General features: G+C 39.5%; 9 protein-coding genes. 1 reads left to right on the forward strand and 8 read right to left on the reverse strand.

Annotation, left to right across the window (positions count from 1 at the left end; genetic code table 11):
- Positions 1–48: 48 nt before the first annotated feature.
- The 4 genes from FY049_RS01990 to FY049_RS02005 all read right to left on the reverse strand — a co-directional run bounded on the left by FY049_RS01990 (position 49) and on the right by FY049_RS02005 (position 11,327).
- Complete coding sequence (locus tag FY049_RS01990; protein ID WP_446083054.1) at positions 49–2,232, reverse strand: type I secretion system permease/ATPase; 2,184 nt, start codon at positions 2,230–2,232, stop codon at positions 49–51.
- 46 nt (positions 2,233–2,278) lie between these two features.
- Complete coding sequence (locus tag FY049_RS01995; protein WP_335954611.1) at positions 2,279–3,487, reverse strand: TolC family protein; 1,209 nt, start codon at positions 3,485–3,487, stop codon at positions 2,279–2,281.
- 266 nt (positions 3,488–3,753) lie between these two features.
- Positions 3,754–10,323, reverse strand: coding sequence for an Ig-like domain-containing protein (locus FY049_RS02000; protein WP_446083055.1), 6,570 nt, complete (start codon positions 10,321–10,323; stop codon positions 3,754–3,756).
- Between the two features lie 74 nt (positions 10,324–10,397).
- On the reverse strand, positions 10,398–11,327 hold the full coding sequence (locus FY049_RS02005; protein WP_446083056.1) for an OmpA family protein: 930 nt from the start codon (positions 11,325–11,327) through the stop codon (positions 10,398–10,400).
- 373 nt (positions 11,328–11,700) lie between these two features.
- Here FY049_RS02005 and dsdC point away from each other — a divergent pair, with 373 nt between their 5' ends.
- Positions 11,701–12,621, forward strand: a complete 921-nt coding sequence (gene dsdC / locus FY049_RS02010) for a DNA-binding transcriptional regulator DsdC (protein WP_155860320.1) — start codon at positions 11,701–11,703, stop codon at positions 12,619–12,621.
- A 198-nt stretch (positions 12,622–12,819) separates the two neighbouring features.
- On the opposite strand, the gene FY049_RS02015 is transcribed toward dsdC, so the two are convergent.
- From FY049_RS02015 to FY049_RS02030, 4 genes are all read right to left on the reverse strand, one after another.
- Positions 12,820–13,209 (reverse strand): carboxymuconolactone decarboxylase family protein, encoded by a 390-nt coding sequence (locus FY049_RS02015; RefSeq protein WP_096734946.1) that lies wholly within the window; start codon positions 13,207–13,209, stop codon positions 12,820–12,822.
- Positions 13,206–14,663, reverse strand: coding sequence for an NAD-dependent succinate-semialdehyde dehydrogenase (locus tag FY049_RS02020; protein WP_446083057.1), 1,458 nt, complete (start codon positions 14,661–14,663; stop codon positions 13,206–13,208). The genes FY049_RS02015 and FY049_RS02020 overlap by 4 nt, the downstream gene beginning before the upstream one ends.
- Before the next feature lie 146 nt (positions 14,664–14,809).
- Positions 14,810–15,982, reverse strand: coding sequence for a hypothetical protein (locus FY049_RS02025; RefSeq protein ID WP_446083058.1), 1,173 nt, complete (start codon positions 15,980–15,982; stop codon positions 14,810–14,812).
- Entirely contained in the window at positions 15,969–17,369 is a 1,401-nt protein-coding gene (locus tag FY049_RS02030) for a purine-cytosine permease family protein (RefSeq protein WP_446083059.1), read from the reverse strand. The genes FY049_RS02025 and FY049_RS02030 overlap by 14 nt, the downstream gene beginning before the upstream one ends.
- Positions 17,370–17,525 lie beyond the last annotated feature (156 nt).

The raw sequence follows: 17,525 nt of genomic DNA on the forward strand, positions 1-17,525 counted from the left end.
ACAACATCATTTCTCATCCGACCAAATCTTGACGTTCAAAGCATCAGGTTATTTACGGATCCGAGCACTTACACTCACTCGATGAACTCTGGGTTTTGCAGGAGGAATATTTTGGGGCTGTTGTTGAACTAATTTGGCAAGAATCTCTTCTTTAGGACCATCCATCGCAATGGCGCCATTTTCCATCACAATAATACGATCAACCAATGCAAGGACTTGGGGACGATGGGTAACCACCAATAATGTTCTTTGTTTTGCCCAGTTTTGAAGCGCATCTAAGGCAGATAATTCTGTTTCTTGATCTAATCCAGTGGTGGGTTCATCAAGCAGTACAACTTGTGGGTCACGTAAGGTTAATCTTGCTAAAGCAATGAGTTGCTTTTGCCCGCCAGATAAACCTAAGCCGTTTTCACCGAGTTGCATGTCTAAGCCTTGCGGATGCTGATTGATCACCTTATCGAGGCTAAACTGATGTAAGACATGCATTAACTGTTGATCAGTTGAAAAATGATCAGTTCTTGCCAATTCTAGATTGTCCCTAAGCGTACCCAAAAATAAGCGAGGACTTTGGCTAAGTAAACTGACTTTGCTTCGTAAATCACTTGGGTCGATTTGACGTATATCAATATTGTCTAAAGTAACATGACCTGCATTGGCCTCATAAAGACCACTTGCGAGTTTTAACAAGGTACTTTTTCCACTCCCAATATGTCCCAAAATGGCAACTTTTTCACCTGGGTTAATATTTAGGGTTATGTCTTTGACTGCTGGTGCTGCATCTCGTTGATATTGAAATTGGATATGCTCAAAAGTAATCTGACCTTCGACCGATGCTAAACTGATATATTGACGGCTAGGATCCCGCTCAATAGGTCTTGCAACAATATTATTAATCCCTTGTAAGGCCAATTTGGCTGACTGAAATTTAATCGCTAAACTGGCTATTTGCGATAATGGCGCAAGTGCTCGACCAGATAAAATCACCGAAGCAATCAATGCCCCCATAGTAATTTTATAATCGGGATTACTGCTGTGAATTAAATAAGTCCCGAATACCACCAAGAAGACAGTATTTAACTGCTGCATACTTGCGGCAAAATTCACCACCAAATTACTTAAATTTCGAACTTTAATCGAAGATACAGAAGTTTTTGCAGTGAAATTATCCCAACGTTGTTGCGCCCAATTTGTGGCATTATTGGTTTTTAACGTCTCAATTCCATCAATTGCTTCAACTGCCAAGCCTTGCCTTTGAGATGACTCCTTCATAGACTCATTGATATAGCGAGCCAATGGTCTTTGCACAAAGAAGCCCACTGCAATCATAATTGGGATTAAGGCCAAGGGCACAAAGGCCAGCTTGCCACCGACTAATCCAATCACACTGATAAATAAAAATAGAAAAGGCAAATCAACAATGGTCAGTAAACTCGCACTGGTCATAAACTCGCGAACCGCTTCAAACTCACGAAGATTATTGGCATAAGCCCCAGCCGAACTTGGACGATCGACCAAACGTAACTGCATAACACGTCTAAAGAGTGACGAGCTAATAATTAAATCTGCTTTTTTACCTGCAATATCAGTTAAATAAGAACGAATTAATTTAGAAATAAACTCAAAACTAATCGCGATGATCACACCGATACTTAACACCCATAATGTTTCAAAAGCTTGGTTTGGAATAACACGGTCATATACGTTCATAACGTATAATGAACTTAATAAAGCTAAAAAATTAATCATCAATGTTGCCAATACAACTTGATAATAATATTTTCTAAATCGCCAAATCACCTTCCAAAACCAAGCTTTAGGCAAATGATATTCAGGTAAATCAGAACGTAAATCTGATTGAACTTTTGGCTTAATAAACCAACAAAATCCTAAGTACAATTGTTCCAACTGCATCGCAGTGATGACTTTGGTCATCCCATCTGTTTGCAATAAATGATAAGTCCGTTCGTCAGCATGATATGTAACTTCGGTAATCACCGCAGCTTCTTCATTTTTTAATAAGATCGTAGCAGGTAAAGCAAGTGTTGGAATATCTTGTAAAGATCGCTTCGACAATTGGTTATCAAAACCATAACTCCGTAAAACCTCTGTGAGCGTGCCATAATCAATCTTTAAGTCTTGATCACGCCCAACCCGAGCCAATAAAGCAGCTTCACTAATCGGACTACCTAATAATTTAGTCGTTAATGCGATATGTGAAATAATAGATTTCATGTTGTTCTACTTAAATAAATACTTTGAAAATAATCGGGAAACCAAGTTAGTTTGTGACACCAGCCCACTGACTGATTTTGGCTTGAGCCAATAAATACTCTAAAGTTGCAGCTCTAAAATCATTACGAGCTTCTACTTCTGTTGCTTCAATATTTGCAAGCTCGTTATAAGCATCGAGTACATCAATTAATGTCCGACGAGAGATTTTGAATTGTTGTTCATAAGCCCAAACGACTTTTTGTTGAACATCAATATATTGATTCACTAATTTTACGCGTTGTTCATTTTGAGACATATCAAACATGGCTGTTCGACTACGTTCAATGGTATCGCGTAAGCTTTGTTGCATACGCGACGCTACAGCGATCTTGGTTTGATTTTTCTGAGAGATCTTATGCTTTGAACCTTGGTTAAAGATGTCCCATGACATTCTTAAATAGATTTCTTTATTATCTGGACTTGCCGTCCCTTCTAAATTAATACTCGGCATTTGAGCCGCTTTAGACACTTTAATATCTTCAAGTGCACTTTCATGTTCTGCTTTTTGTGCTAAATAGCTGGGTATTTGATCAACTTCAGCACGATGGTATTGGGTAATAAAATCTTGAGATGTCATTCCATAAAAAGGATCAACAATCGTATCTGGTGCTAAAAAATCTTGCGTATAGACTTCTAATCGACTCACAGTTAAACCTAACGTACGTCGTAATTCAGCAATAGCTGTTTCTACTTTTAGTCGACGTGCCTGAGCTTGAGCCAACTCACTGAGCCGACCTGAATCATGTTGCACAATAATATTTAAATCATGCAGCATTTTATCGTGACGTTTTAAATTTCGTTCTGCAACACCCAAAGACTCTTTGGTTCTTAATGCGGTTAAATACAATGTACTGATTTTATAACCAAGGTCTTCTCTGGTTTGTTCAGCAGTATATTGATAATAAGCTTCTTTTTTCTTATCTCGATCAACGGCTGCTTCGATCCCGCCCCAAGCATAAACATTGACTGTCGCGCGTAGACCAGGAGCAAAATGCGTTTCTCGTGCATTGCTTTCATATTTATGTTGTTGACCGAGTACCTGAGTCCCTATAGCACTGACAATCGGATAATGTTCAGCCTTAGTCGTCTGCATCGTACTATGTGCAAAAGACACATTTGCCTGAGCCTCCTGTATCACAGGATCATTGACCAGCGCTTGTTTGAGTATCTCTTTTAACGTCGCTGCATGTAGCAATGGGCCATGTATTGCCAACATCCCTATAAAACACAGAGATATTGACCGTGTCAGTTTTCTATTCATTTGCATTGATGAGTTCTATCGGCTACCAGAAATACAATCAATGGCTATAAACATAACCATTTGTTTTAACTGTATTTTTAATAAATTTGCATTGAAGTATTATTTAAATGTGGTATAGCACCATCACGTGCATGCCAAACCACACTAAAAAACCCAGATAAATATACAAAAAGCATTCACTACAGAATGTAGAAAATGCTTTTTGTGCAGCTTAATTAGACTTAAATTAAGTTAGGCTGCTCAACACTGAGTTGCTCTAAATGTTGTGAGACATTGATATGGTTTGTATTCACAGCTTCGGCTGGATTTGGCGTATTGGCAAAGCCATCTAAAGTATGACCAACTGCATTAAAAACCTCTAAATGATCCAACTGATTACTCATACTCAGTGCTGTTTTACTGGCACTTGCCTCAGGAATTAATTGAATATCAATGAGCAATTTATCACTAGATTTATCGCCATCTTTATCGACAAGCGTAAATGTAAATTCTTCTTGGGTTTTACCTACAGGACGAGTCGAAGCTGGGTTATAGCTAAAGTCACCAAACTTATCTGCTGACATATTTAATTTAAAGCTACCACCGATCTCTGTTTTCACCATCAGTACACCATTACCAGCATCTTGCCAAATATCCGCATTGCTATTGCTACTGGTGATTTGGTTTGTTGCATAGTCATAAGTATAGTCATACCCATCAATCTGAATGATTAACTGACCAGCACCATCGGCACCGAAAGATGAAACAATATTGCCCACATCATCCGTACGAATAGAACCCTGAGTATCCGTAGCTTCTGGAACCAACTCAGACATAATACCGCCGAGATCAGACATATCTTTCAAAATAATAATGTCACTCGAACCATCTTTGTTGATGCCTTTTTCGCCATCGAAAGCAATTGGTTTTAAGAAATCTGCACCCTCATCCATTTGAGGACCAATACCAATCGCAATAGATTTTATGTTTTGTTCTTTTAAGAACGCTGTCCACTTATCTTCACCGATATCGATATTTTGATTGCCTGGTTCATAATTTGATGGTGACGTTGGTTGGATACCACGTACTCCATCAGTGCCATTACCAAAGTTTGGAATACCATCACTGACAAAGAGCAAACTATTGTTCACCTTCGCGCCGTCCACACCGACAACTGGACCAGCACCTTGATTATTCAAATAACTATGAATAACTTCTTGTAAAGCCGCATCGTAGTTGGTATCTACACCAATATCTTTTGGTCGAGTGCCAAAATTATATAATCCTTTCACTATTTTCTTGGCATCGTCTAATGACACCCATGTATCTGTTTGACCAGGTAGCGAAAGATGCTTGGCTAATTTTGAGAAGCCAATAATATTCACTTTCACGTCTCCATTACCTGGGGCTACACTGTCAAGTTGCTCCTGATACTTATCTAGCATCGTTTCAATCGCTTCGACAGCTGCGTTCATACGCATTTTCTCGCCACCATTTACCGGATCTGGAATACCACTATCTCTTGCACCCATACTGCTAGAGAGATCCAGACTAATGATCACGTTCGCATAAAAAGTCGTCTCACCATCTGCAACTACAGATATTGGCGCTGCTACTGATTTATCATCTTCCACAGTAATAATGAGGTTAGCATCGCCAATATTGGTATTGATACCAAAATCAAGATCTAAACGTTCACTGTTCTCACCAACATGATCCACTGGCGCTTTAAGACCAATTTCATAAGGAATTGTGGTTTTACCATTGCTGGTCACTGGTGTACCCAAAGTAATCGACATCACTTCTTGACCGCTTGGCGTGGTTCCAACTAAGCCGCCATTTGCTGTTTGAATCCAGTTTATTGTCTCACCACCAGAAGTAACATCCACTGTTGGCAATGTCATTAAGATATCGCTAATGTCAGCATTGCTTGGGTTATCTAAACTCAATTCACCATTTACAACAGCGGCTGTTGAACCATCTCCTAAATCAGCTTCTTTGAGTATCTCGGTTAAGGTACCTGTAGGACTTATATCTAAAGTTACATGAGCTGGATCAGACACATTCCCAGCTTTATCTTTGACTGTATATTCAAATTCATCTGGACCGACATAACCCTTGTTTGGGGTATAAGTCACTTCGCCTGTAATTGGATCAACACTAACAGTACCATGCTGTGGTTGTTTGCTAATCACCACCGTGCTTGGATCTAAGTCACCATCTTTATCAGTGTCATTTGAAGTCACATCAATAATGATTGGCGTGTTTTCTTTGGTTTCGGCACTGTCATCAACTGCAACAGGATTGGCACTCACCTCAATCACTACAGTTGCAGGATCAGATACATTCCCAGCTTTGTCTTTCACTGTATATTCAAATGCATCAGGACCAACATAACCCTTGTTTGGGGTATAAGTCACTTCACCTGTGATTGGATCAACGCTGACTGTACCATGCTGCGGTTGTTTCGTGATCACTACCGTACTTGGATCTAAGTCACCATCTTTATCGGTATCATTTGAAGTGACATCAATAATGATTGGCGTGTTTTCTTTGGTTTCGGCACTGTCATCAACTGCAACAGGATTGGCACTCACCTCAATCACTACAGTTGCAGGATCAGATACATTGCCAGCCTTGTCTTTGACTGTATATTCAAATGCATCTGGACCAACATAACCCTTGTTTGGCGTATAAGTCACTTCGCCTGTGATTGGATCAACACTAACAGTACCGTTCTGAGGCTGTTTCGTGATCACCACTGTACTTGGATCTAAGTCACCATCTTTGTCAGTGTCATTTGAAGTCACATCAATAATGATTGGGGTGTCTCCTTTAGTTTCAGCGCTATCATCAACCGCAACTGGATTGGCGGTGATATCAATCACCACATTCGCTGGATCAGATACATTGCCAGCTTTGTCTTTGACTGTGTATTCAAATGCATCTGGACCGACATAACCCTTGTTTGGGGTATAAGTTACTTCACCTGTGATTGGATCAACACTAACAGTACCATGTTGTGGCTGTTTCGTGATCACCACAGTGCTTGGATCTAAATCACCATCTTTGTCAGTGTCATTTGAAGTGACATCAATAATGATTGGGGTGTCTTCTTTAGTTTCAGCGCTATCATCAACCGCAACTGGATTAGCGGTGATATCAATTACCACAGTCGCTGGATCAGACACATTCCCAGCCTTGTCTTTGACGGTATATTCAAATGCATCTGGACCAACATAACCCTTGTTTGGCGTATAAGTCACTTCGCCTGTGATTGGATCAACGCTGACCGTACCATGTTGTGGCTGTTTACTGATCACCACCGTACTTGGATCTAAATCACCATCTTTGTCACTATCATTTGAAGTCACATCAATAATGATTGGCGTGTCTTCTTTAGTTTCAGCGCTATCATCAACCGCAACTGGATTGGCGGTGATATCAATTACCACAGTCGCTGGATCAGAAACATTGCCCGCTTTGTCTTTGACGGTATATTCAAATGCATCTGGACCAACATACCCCTTATTTGGGGTATAACTCACTTCGCCTGTGATTGGATCAACGCTGACCGTACCATGTTGTGGCTGTTTACTGATCACCACCGTACTTGGATCTAAATCACCATCTTTGTCAGTGTCATTTGAAGTCACATCAATAATGATTGGCGTGTCTTCTTTAGTTTCAGCGCTATCATCAACTGCAACTGGATTGGCGGTGATATCAATTACCACAGTTGCTGGATCAGATACATTCCCCGCTTTGTCTTTGACGGTATATTCAAATGCATCTGGACCGACATAACCCTTGTTTGGGGTATAAGTTACTTCACCTGTGATTGGATCAATACTAACAGTACCATGCTGCGGTTGTTTGCTAATCACCACTGTACTTGGATCTAAGTCACCATCTTTATCAGTGTCATTTGAAGTCACATCAATAATAATTGGAGTGTCTTCTTTGGTGTTAGCACTATCATCAACCGCAACCGGATTAGCGGTGATATCAACCACTACAGCTGCAGGATCAGAAACATTGCCAGCTTTGTCTTTGACTGTATATTCAAATGCATCTGGACCAACATAACCCTTGTTTGGCGTATAAGTTACTTCACCTGTGATTGGATCAACGCTGACCGTACCGTTCTGAGGTTGTTTAGTGATCACTACCGTACTTGGATCTAAATCACCATCTTTGTCACTATCATTTGAAGTCACATCAATAATGATTGGCGTGTCTTCTTTAGTTTCAGCACTGTCATCAACTGCGACTGGATTTGCACTCACTTCAACCACTACAGTTGCAGGATCAGATACATTCCCCGCTTTGTCTTTGACGGTATATTCAAATGCATCTGGACCAACATAACCCTTGTTTGGGGTATAAGTTACTTCACCTGTGATTGGATCAACACTAACAGTACCATGTTGTGGCTGTTTCGTGATCACCACAGTGCTTGGATCTAAATCACCATCTTTGTCAGTGTCATTTGAAGTGACATCAATAATGATTGGGGTGTCTTCTTTAGTTTCAGCGCTATCATCAACCGCAACTGGATTAGCGGTGATATCAATTACCACAGTCGCTGGATCAGACACATTCCCAGCCTTGTCTTTGACGGTATATTCAAATGCATCTGGACCAACATAACCCTTGTTTGGCGTATAAGTCACTTCGCCTGTGATTGGATCAACGCTGACCGTACCATGTTGTGGCTGTTTACTGATCACCACCGTACTTGGATCTAAATCACCATCTTTGTCACTATCATTTGAAGTCACATCAATAATGATTGGCGTGTCTTCTTTAGTTTCAGCGCTATCATCAACCGCAACTGGATTGGCGGTGATATCAATTACCACAGTCGCTGGATCAGAAACATTGCCCGCTTTGTCTTTGACGGTATATTCAAATGCATCTGGACCAACATACCCCTTATTTGGGGTATAACTCACTTCGCCTGTGATTGGATCAACGCTGACCGTACCATGTTGTGGCTGTTTACTGATCACCACCGTACTTGGATCTAAATCACCATCTTTGTCAGTGTCATTTGAAGTCACATCAATAATGATTGGCGTGTCTTCTTTAGTTTCAGCACTGTCATCAACTGCGACTGGATTTGCACTCACTTCAACCACTGCAGTTGCAGGATCAGATACATTCCCCGCTTTGTCTTTGACGGTATATTCAAATGCATCTGGACCGACATAACCCTTGTTTGGGGTATAAGTCACTTCACCTGTGATTGGATCAACACTGACAGTACCGTTCTGAGACTGTTTCGTAATCACCACCGTGCTTGGATCTAAGTCACCATCTTTATCGGTATCATTCGAAGTCACATCAATGATGATTGGCGTGTCTTCTTTGGTTTCAGCACTATCATCAACCGCAACTGGATTAGCTGTGATATCAATTACCACAGTCGCTGGATCCGATACATTGCCAGCCTTATCTTTGACCGTATATTCAAATGTATCTGGACCGACATAACCTTTGTTTGGGATATAGGTCACTTCGCCTGTAATTGGATCAACGCTGACAGTACCATGCTGAGGTTGTTTCGTGATCACCACCGTACTTGGATCTAAATCACCATCTTTATCAGTGTCATTTGAAGTCACATCAATAATGATTGGGGTGTCTTCTTTAGTTTCAGCGCTATCATCAACTGCAACTGGATTGGCACTTACCTCAATCACTACAGTTGCAGGATCAGAGATATTGCCAGCTTTGTCTTTGACTGTATATTCAAATGCATCTGGACCGACATAACCCTTGTTTGGGGTATAAGTTACTTCACCTGTGATTGGATCAACACTAACAGTACCATGCTGCGGTTGTTTGCTAATCACCACCGTACTTGGATCTAAATCACCATCTTTGTCAGTGTCATTTGAAGTCACATCAATAATGATTGGGGTATCTTCTTTGGTGTTAGCACTGTCATCAACTGCAACTGGATTGGCACTTACCTCAATCACTACAGTCGCTGGATCAGAAACATTGCCTGCCTTGTCTTTGACTGTATATTCAAATGCATCTGGACCAACATAACCCTTGTTTGGCGTATAAGTCACTTCGCCTGTGATTGGATCAACACTAACAGTACCGTTCTGAGGCTGTTTGCTAATCACCACCGTACTTGGATCTAAGTCACCATCTTTATCGGTATCATTTGAAGTCACATCAATGATCACAGGTGTGTTTTCTTTGGTGTCAGCACTGTCTTTTTCTGCGATAGGAACATGCTGAGGATGTTCAATTACAGGAGATTTTTTATTGTTATCATGACCTTGACCAATAGCCACTGCCGCTATCGGAACCAAAGCCAATAACCAAAATGGATTAAAAGCCCAAAATGCTGTAACTTCTTCACCACCTAAAGCCTGACCAACCTCAACTTGATCCGCAAGCAAACTCACGGCATCACTTTTTTCTGCACTTTCTGGGACATAAGGGTAATATTTGCCATTTTCATGCTGACCGATCAGTAAGTTAGACTCCCCTTCTGAATAGCCCAACTCACCATTTGCAGCATAATAGTTTTCAATAATTAGATCTGGCTGATCAACATCCCCACCTTCGAAACTAATCCACAAATCCTTATCATGGCGTTTAGTCGCAATATTTTCTGGACCAAATGAAGTCTCTTTATCAGTAAACTCATAATGAACATTTGCTTTTGCAGCAATTTTTAATGGTTTACCTTGAGAACCACGACCAAACTCACCACCTTCAATATTCAAGGTATCGAGTGTTGATTTTTTAGCATTAATTTTGAGAACAATATTCTTTACAGTCACGTTTATTTCCTTAATTTCAATAATTAAGCATTAATTAATAGAATCAAAATACTAAGTTTTGAAATGAAGCGTAATTACGGCTGAGTACCATAAAGAAGGATCTCAACTCGACGATTGGGCTGATTACATGCCAAACGCGCAGTACGATTTTGAGTGTGTTTTTCAGAACAATCTGTGATCAATAAATTTGTTTTACCACGGCCTTCGGCAGCAATTAAATCAGCAGATAAACCATAATTTACCATCATATTTTTTACACTTTGCGCACGATGTGCTGACAACACTTGGTTATAACTTTCCGTACCGTCTGGATCTGTATAACCAATAACATCTATATGGCTTATCCCGGCTGTTTCACTACGAATGGCATCTGCAACATCCTTAATTTCTTGTTTACCCTGAGTTAACATATTTGCTTCATCTGATTTATCAAACTGAAACAAAGCGCCAGCTTGTAATGTAAATTTCTTCAACATTTTAACGGTAGGCTTACACTTTAAATCGCGATCAACACGTGGCAAGGTGTGGACTTGTTCTTTTAAATGCTGCTGAGCTTTTTTAATTTCATCCTCATTCATTGCTAAGAAATAAGTCTGCCCATTCTGATCCAGACTCACACGTAAATAGGTCGTTTTTTCGAGAGGTAAATTATAGTATTGCCCGCCTTTTTCTTTGCTTGCATAGCGATCTTTGACATCCGTCTCAATTGCAACCAACTTTTGGTTATCAGGACAAACTTCAAGCTCTTTATAAGCATTGGGTAACAATGAAGCCAAATATTCTCCACCTACAAAAATATTTACCGCTTTTCCCTCAATTTTCTCATCACGAACGAAAACAACATTTGCTTTATTCTTATTTACTTTTTCATTGATTTTTTGATTTTCAAAGTTATGCCACTTTTCAACAGCCGTACCATTACTACCACCTTTTACAGCACATCCAGACAAGATTGAGCTGAGGAGTAGTGTTGTGACCAACAAGCCTTTATTTGTGACCATCATTAAAATTTGTTCCTTACAGAATTTAAAAGTAAAAAACCTCTATAACGAAACGTTTAAGCTTCGTAGAGGTTGCACATAAAAACCTTTTAGACAGCGAGACCAATATTTTAAATTTCAGTAAGGCTGCTTAAAAACACGTTTTTTCGTGACATATTTCACGGTTTAATATTTAAGGTACGCAAAAATAATGAATTAGGATTAATACGTCAAATGATAAAAATTTGCTTTTGGGTTAAAATAATTCATCTGAAAAAACATAAGGTTAAATATTGATCTTTAAATATATTTTGATTTAGATAGCAGTATCTATTTTAAAATTTTTATTTAATATTTCACATGAATTATAAAATATATGACAGCGAGCAATAAAGTGATGAACTTAGATAAGTCATTAACAGGTTTTCAATTATCTAAACTTCATACATTTGAAGTAGCTGCAAGGCATGAGTCTTTTTCATTAGCGGCAAAAGAGTTATGTTTAACGCCAAGTGCTGTTAGCCACCAAATCAATTTATTAGAGAAAGAACTCAATATAAAACTTTTTTTACGCTTACACCGTAAAGTTGAACTCACTGCTGAAGGTAAGCACATTTTTTGGGCATTGCAATCGTCTTTAGACCATCTCAATACTGAAATTAAGGCCATCCAAAATCAAACTTTATCTGGGCCACTCACGATTTATGCTAGGCCATCGATTACACAAAATTGGTTGGTTCCCAAACTATCTGACTTTATACAGCGCTATCCTTTTATTGAATTATCAATTTTGACTGGCAATGAAAATGTTAATTTACAACGAGAAGGGATAGATTTAGCGCTTTATTTTGATAATCAACCCTGCCCGCAATTGAATTATCAATACTTAATGGATGAACATATTTTACCTGTATGTAGTCCTGAGTATGCTAAAAAATTCAACCTTGTAGACAATTGGGAGAATTTAAACCAGTGTACTTTACTTCACGACAGTCATGCATGGTGTAATAAGACAGGAACGGGTGAATGGGACAGTTGGGCCGCACATTTTAATATCAATATTGATACCCCTTCAGCGCTTTACTTCAATCGCTCAGATCTCGCCTCAATTGCTGCCAAAAATAACCTTGGAGTGACAATGGGAAGAAAACGATTGGTTGAAAAAGCCATTAAAAATGGCGAACTAATCACACCATTCCCCGATCAGTTTTTACTCTGCGAGCAACATTACTATATCACTTCATTGAAAGATCGCCACTGGCCAAAAATTGAGGCCTTTAGTCTATGGCTCAAAAATCAAACCATGAGTCACGACTAAAATGACTGGCCGATAAAATCATGATCAAATCAATGTTGTACTCATTTATAAATCGAGTACCTTCTGCTTTTAAATGGTTTTATATTCACATACTTAAAAATCGTCAGAAAGATATCGTTGATCCACTCTGACGAAACATAGAATTTTTATACAAATAACATTCACTGAGAAGAGGACATTTGCATAACCGATAACGTTTTATTCATTACGTTCTTGTTCATATTCTAAAATTGCCTCTTTTGCAATACGAAAACTATCGACTGCAGCAGGTACACCACAGTAAATGGCAACTTGTAAAAGCACTTCACGAATTTGAGTTTTAGATAAACCATTTCTCAATGCACCTTTAACATGTAGTTTCAACTCATGTGGGCGATTAAGTGCAGAAATCATCGCAAGATTAATTAAACTGCGTTCAGGCTTACTCAGTTCGTCACGTCCCCAAACAGCACCCCAGCAATATTCCGTAACCAGCTCTTGTAAAGGTAAATTGAAATCATCGGCATTATTGATGGAGTGATTTACATAGGCCTCGCCCAACACTTGTTTACGAATTGCGAGGCCTTTTTCAAATTTGTCATTGCTCATGTATTTAATCCTCCGAATAAGGTGTATTTAATTTCAAGATAATCTTCAATTCCATATTTAGATCCCTCACGGCCTAAACCTGACTGCTTCATTCCGCCAAAAGGAGCAACTTCATTTGAGATGAGCCCCTTATTGATTCCAACCATGCCATATTCAAGCTGTTCACTCATGCGCCAAGCCCGTCCTAAATCTTTGGTATAGCAATATGCAGCTAAACCAAATTCCGTGGCATTTGCCATATCTATGGCTTGTTGTTCGGTTTCAAATTTAAATACGGCGGCAAGAGGACCAAATGTTTCTTGTGTAGCAACATCCATGTCTGCATTTACATCAGCGATAATGGTGGGTTGATAAAACAATTCGCCTGCATGATGTCGCTTACCGCCTGTAACCAAACGCGCCGATTTGGCTAATGCATCTGCAACATGCGCTTCGACTTTTTTAACAGCATTGGCATTAATTAAAGGACCAATTTCAACGCCTACATCTAAACCATTGCCAATTTTTAAAGCGTTTACTTTTTCACTTAATGCAGCAATAAATTTGTGGTAAATCCCAGCTTGTACCAGAAAACGATTGACACAAACACAGGTTTGACCTGCATTGCGATATTTTGCAATCAATGCACCTTCGACCGCAGCATCTAAATCTGTATCATCAAAAATAATAAATGGCGCATTACCACCTAACTCCAAAGATACTTTCTTTAAGGTCTGTGCTGAACGCTGATAAAGCAGTTTCCCCACTGGCGTAGAACCCGTAAAAGTAAACTTTCGAACCAGATCGCTTTCAAAAATTGCATCGCCAATACTTACTGCATCACCAGTAATCACACTGAAAATATCAGCTGGCACTCCCGCCTGAACTGCCAAATCCACCAAAGCTAAAGCTGTAAATGGTGTTTCAGGTGCAGGCTTAACAATACACGGACAACCCGCTGCCAATGCTGGTGCAACTTTACGGGTAATCATTGCTGCTGGGAAATTCCAAGGCGTAATTGCCGCAACAACACCAATTGCTTGTTTCTGCACAACAATACGTGCATCGGTGTAAGGGCTTGGAATAACATCTCCATACACACGCTTCGCTTCTTCAGCAAACCACTCGACAAAACTGGCGGCATATAAAATTTCTCCTCTTGCCTCAGCTAAAGGTTTGCCTTGTTCACTGGTTAAAATAAATGCCAGCTCATCCACCTTTTCAATCATCAAGTCAAACCATTTTTTTAAAATGATTGAACGATCTTTTGCGGTCTTGTTTTTCCATGCAGCCCAACCTGTAACAGCAGCTTTAATCGCCCGCTCAGCTTCTGCCTTACCCATATATGGCACGCTTCCAATTATTTCTTGTGTTGCTGGGTTATAAATATCAGCGCTTTGATGGCTATCGGCATCACACCATTGCCCAGCAACGAAAGCCTGTTGATGGAAAAGTGGCATTGTATTAAGTTGCATACAAATTATCCTTGTTAAACTCTGGTATGCGGAAATAGATCATCAAATCAGTCGATCAATGATCTACTTCCTATCATCCTGTATGATGGCATACCAAAAGAATCGTGAAAAAATTTTTCGGTTGCCCGAATGTGATTTCCTGTGTTTTAGAAATAATAGAATAAACTCAAATTCAACAACTTATTCCATTTGTTATCATCACCCTGCGCCAATGATGAAAAATTACCGCCAATAAATGGATCATTTTTACTCACGATATATTCAGCAAGCAAAGAAAGCTGTTTATGATCAATCGAGACACCTAAAATATTACGCGTAGAATCTTGCGATCCTGACAGATCTTTGTTGTAGCGGCTGTGCATAAAATAAGGAGTAATATTGCCAATTTGTTGAACATCTTTAAAGGTATATCCAAGGTCAGCAGTATAATAAGTTGCTTTATTGGCAACAGCATATTCACTGTCATACGATCCCATCAGCGAAGTATCTGGATGATTCAGATCTTTATTGCTGATGTCATTTTCACCTCCTGTTAATGTCAGCCCTAAAGCACCATAATTGAGTTTGCTAAATACTGACCACGCTTTACGACGACCTGTTTGATTGGTCTTTTTATTGTCAATTTCTGAGATCCAGTATGATGCACCGATCTGCGTATCCAACCCCTCAACAGCTAAAGGTATATCCTGCGTAATACGCCCAACCCACATATTTTTTTCCTGTAAATTGGTTTGTGACTCATCATCTGAACGCACATAATTCGCAGTATAACGCCCTGAATTAGGTGTATATGTTCCTGAATAATGACCACCATCTACAGCAAAATAACCTAAATCAAACTTGGTTGCTGTCGGCAATTCAGCATGATAATTCACACCAACATTATGCACATCTTCCAACCCAGCAGTGGTATTGATACTACCAAATAGACTATTGCCCCAGAAACGTCCTGGACCAAATGGAATCGGTTGCATCCCAACTACAAGCTGATCGGTTTTATTGAGACGGTATCCCACATAAGCATCAATCATGGTCGAAAAGTCACACAGCCGTTCATATTGATAACATCTATACTCAGCATGCCCAAACAGATCACCACGCGCATAATCTAGTTTGAGTTGTGCTGCATCAAAACGAATTTTTTGATCATCGGCATTTTCACCATACTGCTTAAGTTGGTAATTACCTCGCACATAACCCGATACTGTGAGCTGACCTGTTTCACTATTACGATCACCAAAACTGATTCCTGCATAACTTGGCGAAATGAAAGTAGCGAGAATTGAAGCAACAACAAGTTGTAAATTATTTTTTTTCATCGTGAAGATTCCTTTCTAATCCCCCTTTAATCTTTCCAAGATTAAATAGGTAATACACAACAAAACTAACCACTAAACCAATCACCCATGACACATCAACATCTGGAATGACGTTGGCAAAAGGTCCTGTAAAAAATGCATTGGTGAGGAACGGGATTTGAATTGCAATCCCAATAAAATAAGCGATTAAAGCCTTTGCATTAAACTTTCCGTAAATGCCACCATCTTGAGCAAAAATAGATCGAATATCATAAGATTTCTTATTCACCACATAGAAATCCAATAGGTTAATCGATACCCAAGGCACCAAGATAAACAACAAGGCAAAAACCACATTGAGGAAGAAGCTAATAAAGTTACTGGATGCCCAAAGTGCGGTAAATGTGGAAAGAATAAGTACGGCAATAGATAAAGCCACACGAATATTTTTACTCGGTATCCATTGACCTGCAAAGGTTTGAATCGATGTAATACAAGATAGGACCGCACCATATAAATTCATGGCATTGTGACCAATAATATTACAGAGGAATAAAATCATCAGTGCATAGCCAAACAATCCTGTCCCCGATTTGACCGCTTCCATTGCATCTGTAGTAGAACCGATACTGACTGCCACTGTGCCAAATACCATGGCAAAAATCGTTCCAAGAGATGCGCCCCAATAGGTAAAAATAAAAGGCTTAAAAATCCCAATACTTTTAGGTAAATATCTTGAATAATCCGAGGTATAGGGTGAAAAACTAATTTGCCAAACAGCGCATAAACCAAACATAGCAAACCAGCCTTTCATATTAAAAGCACCTTTTGCCAAGACATCTGCATTGATATGTGGAAGCATAATCATCAGACCAATTAATAATGCGCCACCCATAAACCAAGTGCCAATCTTATTGAACTTATGAATAAGGTGATAACCCACAATACCAATCGTCGTTGCAGCAATTGCACCAATCACCGTGGCCATCGGCACAGGTATTGCGGGTACAACGGTATGTAAAGTTTTGCCAGATAAAATAATATTTGAAATAAAGAAACCCAGATAAATCAGGGTGGTAAATAATACAACCAACAATGCACCATAACGCCCAAACTGTGCGCGGCTCTGGATCATTTGCGGAATACCCACTTGTGGTCCTTGAGCTGAAGTCAATGCTAAAATCGCAGCACCAAAGAAATGCCCAGCACAAATTGCAATTAAAGCGCTGACCAAACTCAGATTAAACGTCAACATTGACATTGCGCCAGTAATCACTGCCAAAGGCGCAATATTGGTACAAAACCATAGGGTAAAAAGATCCCGAACTTTTCCATGACGTTCTGATGGATCGACATAGTCAATTGAGTGGCTTTCTATCGCAAAAGCATTTTTTTCATTTTGATTCATATCCTTAATCTCTATTTGAGGAATTCATTTTCCTCAATATCAATTTATTTGTGAGCTTAAACCTAGGTTTCACAACCTGCCTTGTCAGCGCCATAGCGAGATGACCTGACCTTTATTGCTCTTATTCTGTACGCTGATTTTCAGCAGTTTTAATCA

It is taken from the genome of Acinetobacter sp. 1125_18A (genome assembly GCF_052824985.1).